The following is a 14,044-nucleotide window of genomic DNA, read 5'->3' on the forward strand; positions in this document are numbered from 1 at the left end:
CTTTTTTAGTGATACCGTAAATTTGCAATAAAAAAAGCCAAGCATAAGAGCCTGGCGAGTTTAACGAATTTCTGAAGGGTTTTTACCTGTGTACTTTTTAAATTGTCTGCTGAAAAAATGGAGATCGCTGTATCCAAGGACATACGCAGCTTCTGTCACTGTCATACCTGAATAACGGAGTAAATGTTCCGCTCGTTCAATGCGCGAACGAATGATATATGATCTAACCGTATGGCCAATTATTTGTTTAAACTTCAGAGAAAAATATCTTGGAGAAAGATTGGCTCGAGCTGCTAAACTTCCAATTGAATGTTGTTCACCGGGATGCTGCTGAATATAGTTAGCTATTTCCCGAACAGTTTCCAGCAAGATATTGCTCGTGTAAGCCATTTGCTCTACCTTTTCTTCTTCTTCTGCTCTCAATAGGTGAATCATTAGTTGCTTTAAGATGAGCTTTGCCTCTATTTCCATTCCAAATGTTTTCACTAATAACAAGCGAACGTATTGAGTTAAGAGTGATTCAAAACTGAAAGTATTTTCAACCATCCGATGGGCGGTAGGGACCAATTGTGGTGTTTCAGTTAAGTCGAAATGAATATAGGTTAATACTAGGGGGTCTTGGGGATTATGCGTGGCAGTTGTCACGTCTCCATGTTTAAAAAGAAAACAGTGCCCTTTTTGTATATCATAAGACTTTCCGTTTAATACCAATATTCCTTCACCGCTCCAAACATAAAATAAATCATAATTAGGGAACGGTTTATCGCGCTTTTTCCATTTCCAAGTCGGCTCACAATGAATAGTGGCAAATGCCGGTTTCAAAATAAATTGATCCGGATTCAAATCTAACATGCAGCACCCCCTTATTTTTCAGCAAACCTTTTTAGGTAATTCCTAATAATGCTCGTCTACCTTTTGTCTTCGATTAACTCTATGTAACCATATTCGGTAAAACTCGCTAAAATTACTATCAACAGTGTATTCAATACAGTCTTAAATGGATAGAAATCCTTTACTTGCTATTATATGTCGTAGATGTACCGCATAAAGCTTCCAAGCACAGATAGCAAGTAGGTATGAAAAATTTGCCCATCTTGAGGTGATTGTCAAACTGTTTTTTAAAGCAACAGTATTTCAACCGTTGATACATACGCGCGACGGTAACATAAAAAGCGAAATCAGAGTTGCGCGTGAAGCATAAGGGACTACTCTATCACGAAATAGGAAAAAAAGAAAAGAGGTTTTAGAGATTTTTTTATTATCAATTCATTATAGTTCGTAGATTATTTATAACTTCTATATCCTATATTCATAATAAAGTTCTTCTTGCTCTGTATCTTCAAACCATTTCATGCATTTAAAAGGAAATCCAATCTTTTCTAATACTTTTAAAGACCCTTTATTCTCTGGACTTGCAGAAGCAGTGATAACCTGTACTTCCCCATGATTTATGGCGATTTCTACACAAGCATACGCCGCTTCTGTTGCGAAACCTTTGCCCCAAGATTTTTTACTATAATGATAAATTAATTCCACATCGCTTAATGAATTCACACAATTAAATCCAGCAGCACCTATAATTTCTTTAGATTCTTTATCTTTTACTGCGTACACGGATAAACCGTTAATTTCATGACATTTCCTATAGCCTTCGATAACTCGGCCCAACACATCACTTGAAGAAGCACCATCGCATAATGCCATCACTTCTTCATCACCCCAAAACTTTTTCACTGAATCTAAGTGAGAGTCATTAAACACACATAGATATAAACGTTTAGTCTCATATATAATTTCCATTTTTTTCACCTACTTATTTATTGTTAACTCAATTTCTGTGATTTTATCAGCTTTGGTAAATGTTATTGTTGATTTTTCTCTCCAATTTTTCACAGTTAAACGTAGCTACTATTCTAAATTCTACCTTCTTATTGTAGAATCACAATAAAAAGAACAACATTAAATTTTCACAGCGCCAAATCAATAAATCAATTCTTCATATTTAAACAGCCTCTTTCAATACAATTTAGCAATTTCATCCTTCAACTTGTTCAGTGTTCCCTATTTTTAAGATTGTGAAAAGCATTACACATAAAATAATCAATAGTCCTCCCAATGCTGGAACAAAATTATCAAAAACATCAATTGTTAATCCAATAAATGCAGGACCGAGGGCCCCGAGTAGATAACCACCAAATTGCATCATCGCAGACCAAGACACTGTTTCTTCACTATTTTTGGCCTCTTGAATAGGTAGAAGTAGTGCCAAAGGAAACAAACCACCAGCCCCAATACCAAGGAAAACTGTAGCTATCCACGGAGAGTAATTTAGCAGTAAAATCAAAATCCCTACTATTTCTGAAAAACTACAGACTAGTAACCAAACTTTTCTATTACCCGTTTTGCTAACGAGTATAGGTAGTAAAAAGCTTATGGGAATTTGGATTACTGTAAATAGAGTCAGAATCAAACCGGATTGAGAATAGCTGAAACCCATTGATTGTACGATTGGTGCTAACCAAGCTGTTAGCGAATAAAAGATAGCCGCCATGCATCCAAAAAATAACATGAATAATGTCACCCTTTTATTTTTTACAAAAAAAGCTGAAATAGGCAGGGTATCTGTACTCTTTTCCGCTTTTTTTAGAAGTGGAATAAGTAGTAAAAATGCAGGAACCGCTAATATACTCCAGAAACCTAATGCGTGTTGCCAAGATTCATTCATCCTCTGGTATGTAGGCACAGAAAGACTGGATGCAACCGCTGCACCAATCACCATTGACACGGAATAAACCCCCATTAAACCATGATTGTTGGGAAAGTATTTTTTTATAAATCCTGTAATTAATGGTCCAGCAATCCCTATTCCAATCCCGGAGAATAAAGCTGTCGCAAACAACAAAAAGCTATTATGAACGAACATACGAAGGAATGTAGCAACGAATATCAAAGACATTGCTATAAGCAGAGACTTCTCCATTCCCAAACGTTTATTTAACTTAATGGCCAATATGGAAAATAGCCCCATACAAAAAACCGGTAGTGCGGTTAGTAAACTAGCTGTCACCCCGCTCATACCTAAATCCGTTTGTATGATATCAAGTAAAGGCCCAACAGAAGTAATCGACGGTCTTAAATTTAATGAAACAAAAAATATAATCATCACAAGATAAACAAAACGCATGTGAAACATCTCCTTCATTAAGCATTGCATTCATTGTATATTTGCGCTTATAATAGTTCAATACTATTTTTTCTATACAAACCATAGCTGTAAGCTATCATAAAAGGAGCATGTTAAATGGAAATCAGGCAGTTACACTATTTCCTTATGTTATGCAAAGAACTTCATTTTACTGAAGCTGCCTACAAACTAGGTATTTCACAACCAACCCTAAGCCAGCAAATACGGGTATTGGAAGATGAATTAGGCCAACCTCTGTTCGATCGCCTTGGAAAAAAAACCGTTAAGACCGAAGCAGGTAATCTCCTTGAGCACTACGCATTGCAAATTGTTCAACAACTAGAAAACGCAAAAAATGCTATAGAAGATCTTACAAATCTGAATACCGGTCACTTACGTGTAGCAGTATTACCATCCGATCTTGATTATCGATTAACAGCATTACTAATCGATTTTCACAAAGAATTTCCAAATACTAAAGTGCAAGTGATTCCATCTATTGATATTTTAAATAAGGTGTTAGAAAATGAAGTTGATATTGGTTTTGGGCTAGCGATTCAACCAGACAGTCGTTTAAATCGCATCCCTTTTCATACCGAATCGTATAGTCTTTTCGTTACTAAAGATCATGAATTAGCAGACAAAGGTATTATCTTGCCGGCTGACTTGGTAAATCTGCCTTTAGTTATGTATCCGAAGGGATTCTCTGGACGTGATTTGATTGAGACTTGGTGTTTAAGTCAAAAAATTGCTATCGATGCCCTGATGGAAACAGGATCAGCCACATCTTTGTTTCAACTTGTAAAAGCAGGGATTGGGGCTACTATTCAACCTAGTCAACTAATTGAAAGTTTCCAATCACTCGGTATCCGTGCTATTCCAATCAAGGATTCCCCTACTAGGAACTTAGAGATGTTTTATCGTACTGATAAATATTTAAGTCAATCTGCAAAAGCATTCTTGAACCGAATGGAAACCTTTTTTTAAAGTCACCATACTGAAAATATCATAATTTATCGCTAAATTGAAAATGATCTACTATAAAGGTCCTGGAATTAAATAAATCCCGCAAGAAAAAATACTAACTCATTCAGTTGAATAGAACAAAACACAAATTAGCACCTCATTTTGCACGCTGATATGGGGTGCTTTTTAAGTTTAATTTATCTATTAAGATGTTTTATAAAAAACGGATTTTTTAGAGCATAATATAAAAGATGGAATTTTTAAACTTTTTGAGTGGTCATTCGTATTACTAGTATAGGTTTCCAACTCTAATCACTGAAGAATAGTTGGTAGTAAAAAGGGATGAGGAGGAATAATAATGTATCGTAAACTGATTTCCAAACATCTGTCGACGAAAACAATGGTAGGTATTCTATTTTTACTTTTTTCTTGTTTTTTGATTGTAGGTTGTTCTCAAGAAAAACCGGAAGATCCTGAAAAGATTGTTACTCCAATTGAAGACAAGAACAAAGCTGTTATTCGTGCTGTTCTCGAAAAGGTATTTACGGGTCCAGACGAAGAATATCTACGTTTAAGTGAGGAGTTATATAAGCAACAAATGGATCCATCGTACGAAGGGTATGTTGGTACAGAGGTGGCGCCAGACACGGAAGAAATCACCTCATATCTAAAAGAGTCCTATTCGTCTTATTTCACGGAACTTGGATTTGATTTCTTTGTTAATGCTACACCGGCACTTGGTTACCACAGTTACCCAGTAGATTATCAATTAAGTATCGCTGATATCGAAGTGATCCAAAGTGATAATCCGATTGCACCAAAGGAATATGATTTTACTGCTCAAGTAGAATATGTAAACGAGGCTGGAAAAACGACACAATTCGAGATAAGCGGGATGGCGATTTGTTCAGAAGAAGGAAAAATCGGAAGGATTACAATCAATGACGGTGGACTGTTGAAAAAAATAAATGAGGATAGTAACTAGCTATTCCACAAGTTAGCATCGCCTTATACTCATTAGTGTAGGGCTTTTCATTCATTCATTCATTCATTCGTCAGTCCACCCAACCGTAAAAATAAGCCCGATTTATTAACATACGTTGACATGCGGGCATTAAAAAGACCGCCAATTCAACTATGAATTAACGATCTAATTTGATGTTTAGTTTGAGTCTTGCACTACGCAACTGAACGGGTTATAAAAAGTCCCCTGTTCATTTCCCATTGTACTTCCGTCATTACTCTTCACGTACTTTTTTATCGCCAATCATAAACGTCAGAGTGAACCGTTAATAAACTAAAATAAACTAAATAAAAACAGCCATCCCTCTTTTTGAACTGAGCCCTTATTATCGGACAGTTTAATAAAAGCGACTTTGCAGTCTAGGCTGCGATTACAAAAAAGCACTCCTGGTTGGGTTGCGAAGAGTTGCAGGCGCTGTTCGATGAACGTAAGAAGTCATGGGAATCAGCCCCACTCGATTGAGAAAGGCTTTTACTTTGGTCATATTTAACTTACTCACGGACAAATGGACAAATAAAAAGACAACAGGGTTTGCCAAATAAAAGACCGTCAATAGACGATCTCCAGTTGAAGAACCAATATTACTTATGTTGATTTAAAGTAAATTATCTCTGGATCTCCTTCGTCTAAATTTTCAACAAATCCACTTTGTGTAAATCCATTTTCTTTAAATACTTCCTGCATTCTTTTATTTGATTGATTGGTTGAAGAGAATATTTTCTTAGTAGGCGATATGCTTATAAAATACTCCATAAGAGATGTTGCATATCCTTTCCGTCTTTCAGTCGGTTTAACTATTATCAGGGATATAAAGCTATAATCAAAAAAATGAATATCAAAAATTAAAAATCCTACAAATGAGAACTCGTTTTTAATAGCTATACATCTTTCTTCCTCAATAGCTTTTTTTATGTATTTTCGTCTGCTATCACTACCTATTACTTCTCTATCGATATTCACTATTTCATCTAAATCGATTAATTGAGATTTAACCAAAGTTTCCATATTAAAGCTCCCCTTATTGAAATTTGACTTTATTAAAACATTTCCTTCTTCAACTAAACTGTCCCGTTAGTTGAAGAAGAACAGAGCATTGTAATTTATTCGGCTCCATTAATACGAATACCTCTTTAATTCGATAAATAAAAAAGCGACTGTCCATTTAAGGATGCATTGTATTTAGCGTAATATAAAAAAAGCGCCCCTTCCACAATCTAATCTGTGGAGGAGCCGCTTTCTGCATGATCGTATTTCATGCAAATAAAAATCCTTACTTGGTAAGAAGGGTTTTTAAGTAAACGTTACTATTAAAGTTATTACTATCGTGAGCATTGCACCAAACACTGCTATGTTACCCCAAAAGTTTTGGTTTTTCATGCTCTCTACGTGGGGTGAATAATGTTGTAACATGCTTTATTTTAAGCATCTGTGCCCAATCCCCTTTTCTATATTTCAAATAAAAGAGGTTGCTTTCTTTTACATCCAAGTAGAGATAGCTGTTGCAAGAAAAAAGGTAGTACTTAAAAATATAAGGCGCAAAAATCCAAATGTAAAGCAAAAGAGGAGGCAATAGGCTCTTCTTTTTTTATTGTCCAAAGTTGCTCATATTTTCTTCGATTTCTTCTTCAATGGAATGTGAGTACGGCCAATGAAATGTACAACCTGTGACAACTTTTTTACCAGTGACTGCCACAAAACTTACCACTTGTTGCCACCATATTTACCAATTGGGAGATTTAAAATAGCGTAAGAAAAAAAGCCTGATTTCTGCCTGTTTCTGGCAAGGAATTAGGCTTTTAATGTTCAACAATCGCGCCCGTTAGTTGCATAAACTCTTTATTTGACATCAAAAAAAACAAAAGCAACGAACTATGCTCTCCACGCCATGCTGTTTTTAGCTGTTAATCCTCCCGATGAGCATATTAGTGTGGAAAAATTAGCTGAACGCCAAGAAGTTTCAACGACATATTTATCTAAAATACTAACAAAGTTAGTAAAGTCGGGTATGATTGAATCTGTCTCAGGTGCAAATGGTGGCTATAAATTAAAATCGGGTTGGGAAGAACTTTCATTACTCGATGTTATAAAAGCTATTGAAGGTTTGACGCCTATTTTTGATTACTTCTTTAAGGAAGTACCTTTTTTGAGATAATTGTTTTTTACTCTAAAATAATCTTCTTAGCAGGTGAATCCTTTTTCAGTCTAAAATCATATTTGTTTTCATTTTCATATTTCGGATCTAAATAACTGGATCTCTCATCACTACCTGAAGCGATTTTAAATTCTGGAAAAGAAGTATATTCTCCCTCTTTCCATACCCAAATACCAGTTTTTCCTTTTTCTTTATGGAATACATTATTTTGCAGTTTATTTGCTTGATTGGTTGTGAAATAATTAGCAATAAACAAGCGAGATGGTCCAGCTGTTAAAATGTTTTTTTCGATCACATTGTTTTTTGTATCATGCTGTAATAAAAGCTGTCCCCCACCTAGTCCTTTAGTGTCATTTCGATAAATAATATTTTTTGAGATTGTTGAATTTATCGTACCTCCACGATTTTTATCATACCCTCCAATCGATATCCCAGTAAAATAGTTGTTATAAATAGTATTGTTTTTAATATTAATATGACTAGCATATTTTTTCGCATGCTCAGACGTTGCTTCAATTCCGATATCGCATTTATAAATGGTATTCATTTCAATAGTTATATTTTTTCCACCATCTACATATATTCCGCCAGCAGAATAATCCTCCCCATAAGCAGGGTTTCCGTACGAGGATATTTCATAAATTTCATTATTTTTTACTACCCCATTTTGAACATAGTCAGCTTTTTTATCATTAGAGGTACCCTCATAACCAATCAGATCAATACCGATATTATCACTTCGGCGAACTAGATTATTTTCCACCTTAAAACCGTCAATATTTCCATTAAGTACAAGAGATTCACTTGAACCGAGTTTTAAATCCTCCACTGTATTATTAAAAATATTTATGTCTTTCATTGGGCCTGTTCCGTATATGGCAATCCCATGTCCATTTCCGTTTTCTGCATGTGTTTCAATTCGCCGCACATGGTTATTCTCTAATGTAATATGACTGCTAGGTCCTGTTACATAAATCCCCATTACCGTTTCATCTGTTAAATTAGTAGATAAATCCTGTATAACTAATCCGCTAATCGTAAGATAATTTTTATTATTTATTGTAACTAAGGATGTAACCCCTTCAACATCTTTTACATCCTTTCCACTAAGAACAACTTTATCCTTTTTGTAAGCTTTAAAAATAATTGGTTTTGATTTTGTTCCACTATGTTTAATAACAAGTCTTTCATTATAGGTTCCTTTTCGTATGTAGACGGTAGTCCCGGCTACAGCTTCTGAAGCAGCTTTTTTTAGTGTGCGAAATGGCTTTGATTTTGTCCCATTATTTTGATCATTTCCATTTACAGCTACATATATAGAATTATCCTGTTCGGCTTTAGTTTTATTTATAACTAAAACGATCATGATAGCAGCTGTGGCCAAGAGGATAATAATAATTTTTTTCATTTAATCATTCCTTCTTAAAATAAATTATCTGCATAATAAGTCATATAGGATAAAAGGAAAAGAACAATATGACTAAACTATTAAATAAATTGCTCATTAGAATAGCGTAGGATGGATGACTATACCATTTTATAATAGATTTAACTTCAAAAACATAAAGTTTTCAAAAAGAAATTTAAAATATATTATATCCCTTAATTATTCAATGTATCTTGAGAATCTCCCTCCATTAACTGCCCCTTTACATAAAGAAAGAGCGTAATTCTTGCTGTAGAATTGCGCCCTTTCGCTGAATAATAATTATGTTTCTTTGATTATATCTTTCCAATAGATCCAAGCATTTAAATAGTCATTTACTTAGCGTACATTTGTATAACTTCATAGATATCCTCCTTTGTTGCTTTTTTATGATTATACACCTCTTTTTAATAAAAGATTGCCATTAAGGCTTAACTGAGCCAATAGTGGACACTTTAAAAAAAGTGACCCATTCGGGGTTTTTCTGTTTAAAAGCTTAGGTATACTGAAGATAAATATCCTGACAGGAGTGTTTTCAATGAGTAAAATACTTTCAACGAATATCAAATGAGACAACTAGAATCAAACCCTAATATCGCATCCGTATCTGTATTATATTTATCCCGAGGTATATTATGGATAATCCTAGGGTATGAAGTTCGTATGCTGACTAGAAATGGTTAGCAGAGATGATAGGAAAACTACTTTATCAAAATAGGATTGTTGTTCAACTAAACCAGCTAATAGGATGTCAATATTTTTCTCTGAAATAATTATTAACCCTATGTTATACTATTTTGAGCATGCCAAACAGCCCTCCAAAAACCTTTTGGAAGATTTTCTCTCTCATTATTAAAACTGTTAATTAAGCTATATCAAGGAAAGATTCTTTTCTGTTTAATAATGCATAAATCCAATGAAGTAATTTATTAATACAGGCTACAATTGCTACTTTGGCAGGCTTTCCTTCTGACTTTTTCTTATCATAGAATTCTTTAAGCTTTTTGTTCCTTGAACTTCTTATTCCACAGTATAGCGTGGGATAAAATGATGTTAATGCTATAGAATTTCCAATCACATAAAAACAGCCTCCCTCCAAATAGAAGGAAGGCTGTTTTTATGTTCACTGTAAAATCGACTCACTGTCTTCAGCAATTTCAAATTTAAGTTGAGGATTATTCATCATGATTAGTATATGAATCTGATTTACCTAGTAAATAGATCCTGACAACGGATAATACATCCTCTATATATTGTTCTTTGTCAGTGTTCTCCCCTGTTATTAATATTCCTAAATTCTCGTGCACGGCGTTCTTAACTGTTTAAAGAAGCAGCACCTTTTTTAAAATATTCCTTCCTTTTTGCACCTGATACAGCTTTCAATGCCATTAACCCTAATAAGAAGAATGCAAATGAACCTATTAACCCCACAGGACGGATCGAAGTTAATTCAGCAGCTAAACCTACTAATACCGTTAAAGCAATAATGAAACCTGCCTCAATAACACTAAAGAAGCTTCCGAACCTTCCCATCATCTTCACAGGAACATGATTTTGGTAGAAAGTCAAATACCCTGTATTTGCAAACGTTACAGCAAACCCAATTAAAAATACAGAAGGCGCTGCACTAAAAAAGCCATTCGAACTATAAAGCGCTATATAACCTATTGAGGTAAAAATGGTGCCAAAACCTATTAAAAGATTAACTGTAAGCTGTCTTGAAAATACTGAATTAATAATTGAACCTATTATAAATCCAGCTCCAAAGACACTTAATAAAAACCCATAAATGGGGTCTGATAATGAAAGTACACCTTTAGCAAATGCTGCCTCAAGAGAATCTATTGCAGTCATGAATATAGTAGTGCCGCTAAATAATAAATATATCTTTGTGACATAGGTATAGTCCTTACTGAAATTAAAAACAACCCAAAAATCATTTTTTATCATATCCCATGTCAATCTTTGCCCCTCTGTCTCTTTGAGTCTTGAATCAACATTAGGGAGCATCATAATAATGAATGCCGAAAAAAATAAAGCCACTGCATTCACATGGATGGCAGTATAAGGAGTACCCATCCAAAATAAAACCCCCGCAATGGTAGGACCTATTAGTGAACCACAAGAGTTGATAAAATTACGTAGCGCATTAAAGCGTTGCCGATCTTTTTCAGGTATTAGTTTAGTCATATAAACCATAGATGTAGGTTGAAAAATAGCACTTCCCATATTAATGATAAACGCTAGTATATAAACATAAATAAGCGAAGGTAAAAATGGAATTATCGCAATACAAAGTGCTCGGAAAACGTCTAATCCCATCATAAGTCGTCGTGTATTTACCCGATCAATTAAACTACCTGCCCAAGCATTCGAACATATAGTTGCAATTGGACCAAGTATATATAATAAAGCAATCGCAAGTGGAGAACCTGTTTCATTCAATATAATTAAATTTAGTGCGATTAGGTAAACCCATCCACCCACATTTGAAATTCCTATTCCTCCTAATAGCATTAACGGATACTTCCATCTGGACATGTTCACCACTCCTTTTTATTTTTTTGTAAAACAAAATAAAAAAACTCACCCCCAAGATATTTATCTTGGGGGCGAGTCGTGTCGCGGTGCCACCCCAGTTCACCTCCACATTTCTGTAGAAGCCTAATCGAGTACTGCTTTGTGAATAAATCACCTGCGATACTCTATCTCGTTAACGTGAGAATACGTTGCATCATCATTGTTCAAAACAAACAAATCCAATGCACAGCTCCAAGGCTTGTTTCAACACATTTCCTATCCCTCTTTTTCAGCTACCAGAGGTCTCTGTAGATAGTAAGTGTGTTTACTCTTCTTTTCACAGCTTTTTATATAGATTTTTATATATATTACATTATTTTGAATTGAAATTCAATACAAAAAAATATTACTAATTATCTCTATAACAGACATAGAAATATTTGCATTTATAGTATTGTTGTTACAGTAATTATTTACTTCATGCATACCACAGCTTACTCTTTTTCAACTAACCTTCCACGGTAGTTGAAGAATGGATAAAAAAACACACATACTATACTTTTATTTCATAAATATATTCAGATTATATCTTTAATCCCAAATAAAAGCTGAACTAATACAAGAATTAGTTCAGCTTAAAAATAGCTTATTATAATGTTGCACATTGTATAAAGGATACTGATATATTAAGCGGCCTACGTTAACTCTTGACTTTTAATAAAAATGATCGTGAATAGTCGTCTTTTTTGAACAGCAAAATAATGTATTATTAATTACTTATGATATTTTGGATATGACGGCTGTCTCAATCCTTCATCACTATTCATTTGTGATTTAATTTGAGCAAGTTCTTCCGGTGTTAAATGTGGAAAATCAATAACATTAATCGTCCTTTGGAATAAGTGCCCATTAGGAATGTCACTTAAAAACTCTTTTGTTTCCCATCAACTGTAGTATGCGCAATAACTGGGTGGAAAAACTCATCAATGTGAAAAGGTGTGTCAGCAAAAGGATTATGGAAAACAACCAATCCATCCAACAAAGGGTTCCAAAGTTGTTTTATTAATAACGAGTGATTAACATTATCAAAGAAACCTTTAATATCAATGTCCACCGCATAATGCGTTTTAGAGTGGTTAATGATATAGACACATCTTGATATAGCATGATGTGTGCTACGTTTTGATATAGCATGATGTGTGCTACGTTGTGGTCTAAATCCATAACTGTGTTTAAAGAATTTAGCTTCACAAATCGGTTCAATAACTTGTTTAATCATTTGTTGGATAATTCTATCTGTAAGGGTCGGTATACCAAGCGGACGTAAATCACCGTTGGGCTTTGGAATGAGAACCCTCTTAACAGCTTTGGGTTTGTAATCCTTTAGCGCGTCTCTAATATAAGACACAAAATCATTTTTGTTCATTTCTTTAAATTTATCAATGGTATGAAAATCAACCCCGGCCGTTTTAGAGCCTTTATTACTTTTTATGGTTCTATATGCGAGAAGAATATTATTTTCTGATATAACAAGTTCGTATAACCTATTAAATGTTTTACCTTCTTGGCTCCCTTTATATAGGGAGTCGAAGGTTTCCTGCAACCCATAATATTCCCAATATCTTTGATTTGTGTTCAATTGTGGAACACCTCCTTTAAAGAAGTGTCTTTCCCACATTCATACCAGACCTTTTGAACTTCATTAACTAAAATTTAATTACATTAATTAAGACTAAGGACTATCCCTCCACCATTTATTATCATGGTTTCCAAGGTACTGTGTCCTCACTTTCACAAAGGTTAAGCAATTTCGTTTCCTAATGGAACTTATATGCCATTCCCCAAAGGTAATTGTTTAAATAGGAATCCTTTGCTTACCACGTTCCGATACGATTAGCTATCATGTAAATCCTTAGGTGCTTGCTATGAGCCAGTGAGAACTATAATGTCATCGTGCATTATCCCGATTTTCTTAGGCTAGAATCATACTTATCGGTGTCCCACGTTACAGAATTTGTAACCCTACTTCTTTCGAGAGTAGTCAACTTATTGACCCGTACATTCGCAAGTTCGTCAGTCGTTGTTCACACACGACATTCTCACCATAGATTTCTTTTTCAGCCCCCCGGTCTATCTCCTAACCATATTCAAATTGCGAACTTAGGTTGGATTCAACCGACTTCACCAAGCTTCATACAACAATATTTCACCTAATATCATTGCATGTTGGAGTATTAGGGTAGATGTTTCAACTCAACATGAAGGTTTTCATTCCATCTATCATCGTATCAGTTGTAACTACTTGAATATTTTGTAGTTCGGACATTTCATGCTTTACGCACTTATAGTCCAACGTGTCGCACCTAGCCAGTAATAGAAAGGCACTGGACGTACATTTGAAGCCTTGTCCTCCACAGATGATGTATCCCTTCATATTACTCCTACGCTCTACAACCTTGCTCTGAGCCCCTTTAAACACCGCTCGTAATGTAGTAGATATCGTTAGAATTCCTTCATTAATATCACGAATAATATTAAGCAGCACATCTTTAGCACGCACAAAATCACGTGCATCATTTATTTCTGATGCTAATACAACTTTATGCAACTCATCCTTCAATTCATCTTTCATTGGTAAGCTGTGCATGAAGTCGAAAAGCGTTACTTGCCATTCGTTCATATACTCTTTTTTCTTCTCAGCTTGCAAAGCTAATTCGTCCCCGACGCTTATAATATTATTTGCTTGTTTAGAACTTAAGAGATTAAAAGATT

General features: G+C 34.7%; 9 protein-coding genes, 3 pseudogenes and 1 other annotated feature. Of the genes and pseudogenes, 3 read left to right on the forward strand and 9 right to left on the reverse strand.

The features are described from left to right. Positions 1–60: 60 nt before the first annotated feature. The 3 genes from H7992_RS13160 to H7992_RS13170 form a co-directional block, all read right to left on the reverse strand. Positions 61–852 carry a helix-turn-helix domain-containing protein gene (locus H7992_RS13160; protein WP_067209473.1) on the reverse strand — a complete coding sequence of 264 codons (792 nt, stop codon included), beginning with the start codon at positions 850–852 and terminating at the stop codon, positions 61–63. A gap of 444 nt (positions 853–1,296) precedes the next feature. Then, a complete protein-coding gene (locus tag H7992_RS13165; protein ID WP_067209475.1) occupies positions 1,297–1,800 on the reverse strand; it encodes a GNAT family N-acetyltransferase in 504 nt (167 codons plus the stop codon). Positions 1,801–2,035: 235 nt separating this feature from the next. Beyond that, the gene (locus H7992_RS13170) at positions 2,036–3,184 is read right to left on the reverse strand and encodes an MFS transporter (RefSeq protein ID WP_187044887.1); all 1,149 of its coding nucleotides are present in this window, start codon (positions 3,182–3,184) and stop codon (positions 2,036–2,038) included. A 117-nt stretch (positions 3,185–3,301) separates the two neighbouring features. Between H7992_RS13170 and H7992_RS13175 the strand changes: the two genes are divergently transcribed. Further along, positions 3,302–4,171, forward strand: coding sequence for a LysR family transcriptional regulator (locus H7992_RS13175; RefSeq protein WP_187044888.1), 870 nt, complete (start codon positions 3,302–3,304; stop codon positions 4,169–4,171). Positions 4,172–4,508: 337 nt separating this feature from the next. Then, complete coding sequence (locus H7992_RS13180) at positions 4,509–5,135, forward strand: hypothetical protein (protein ID WP_067209482.1); 627 nt, start codon at positions 4,509–4,511, stop codon at positions 5,133–5,135. Positions 5,136–5,759: 624 nt separating this feature from the next. Here the strand turns inward: H7992_RS13180 and H7992_RS13185 are convergent. Next, positions 5,760–6,179, reverse strand: a complete 420-nt coding sequence (locus H7992_RS13185; RefSeq protein ID WP_067209485.1) for a GNAT family N-acetyltransferase — start codon at positions 6,177–6,179, stop codon at positions 5,760–5,762. Positions 6,180–7,059: 880 nt separating this feature from the next. Between H7992_RS13185 and H7992_RS13190 the strand changes: the two are divergent. Beyond that, positions 7,060–7,293: pseudogene (locus tag H7992_RS13190) on the forward strand (Rrf2 family transcriptional regulator); the annotation flags it as partial. A gap of 40 nt (positions 7,294–7,333) precedes the next feature. On the opposite strand, the gene H7992_RS13195 reads toward H7992_RS13190, so the two are convergent. The 5 genes and pseudogenes from H7992_RS13195 to H7992_RS24745 all read right to left on the reverse strand — a co-directional run bounded on the left by H7992_RS13195 (position 7,334) and on the right by H7992_RS24745 (position 13,979). After that, positions 7,334–8,734, reverse strand: a complete 1,401-nt coding sequence (locus tag H7992_RS13195; RefSeq protein ID WP_187044889.1) for a right-handed parallel beta-helix repeat-containing protein — start codon at positions 8,732–8,734, stop codon at positions 7,334–7,336. An 883-nt stretch (positions 8,735–9,617) separates the two neighbouring features. Further along, positions 9,618–9,764, reverse strand: a pseudogene (locus tag H7992_RS13200) (IS110 family transposase); the annotation flags it as partial. Between the two features lie 302 nt (positions 9,765–10,066). Next, complete coding sequence (locus H7992_RS13205; protein WP_187044890.1) at positions 10,067–11,293, reverse strand: MFS transporter; 1,227 nt, start codon at positions 11,291–11,293, stop codon at positions 10,067–10,069. Between the two features lie 64 nt (positions 11,294–11,357). Then, positions 11,358–11,622 (reverse strand) — a binding site (T-box leader). 695 nt (positions 11,623–12,317) lie between these two features. After that, positions 12,318–12,911 (reverse strand): annotated as a pseudogene (locus H7992_RS13210) (reverse transcriptase domain-containing protein); the annotation flags it as partial. 609 nt (positions 12,912–13,520) lie between these two features. Beyond that, on the reverse strand, positions 13,521–13,979 hold the full coding sequence (locus H7992_RS24745) for a hypothetical protein (protein ID WP_067209494.1): 459 nt from the start codon (positions 13,977–13,979) through the stop codon (positions 13,521–13,523). Between the last annotated feature and the right edge of the window lie 65 nt (positions 13,980–14,044).

It is taken from the genome of Sporosarcina sp. resist (assembly GCF_014302295.1).
GTDB lineage: Bacteria > Bacillota > Bacilli > Bacillales_A > Planococcaceae > Sporosarcina > Sporosarcina psychrophila.

Coding starts and splice junctions, on each gene's coding strand:
- H7992_RS13165 (WP_067209475.1), bottom strand. CDS start 1,800: ATGGAAATTATATATGAGACTAAACGTTTATATCTATGTGTGTTTAAT.
- H7992_RS13185 (WP_067209485.1), bottom strand. CDS start 6,179: ATGGAAACTTTGGTTAAATCTCAATTAATCGATTTAGATGAAATAGTG.
- H7992_RS13160 (WP_067209473.1), bottom strand. CDS start 852: ATGTTAGATTTGAATCCGGATCAATTTATTTTGAAACCGGCATTTGCC.
- H7992_RS13205 (WP_187044890.1), bottom strand. CDS start 11,293: ATGTCCAGATGGAAGTATCCGTTAATGCTATTAGGAGGAATAGGAATT.
- H7992_RS13195 (WP_187044889.1), bottom strand. CDS start 8,734: ATGAAAAAAATTATTATTATCCTCTTGGCCACAGCTGCTATCATGATC.
- H7992_RS13180 (WP_067209482.1), top strand. CDS start 4,509: ATGTATCGTAAACTGATTTCCAAACATCTGTCGACGAAAACAATGGTA.
- H7992_RS13170 (WP_187044887.1), bottom strand. CDS start 3,184: ATGCGTTTTGTTTATCTTGTGATGATTATATTTTTTGTTTCATTAAAT.
- H7992_RS13175 (WP_187044888.1), top strand. CDS start 3,302: ATGGAAATCAGGCAGTTACACTATTTCCTTATGTTATGCAAAGAACTT.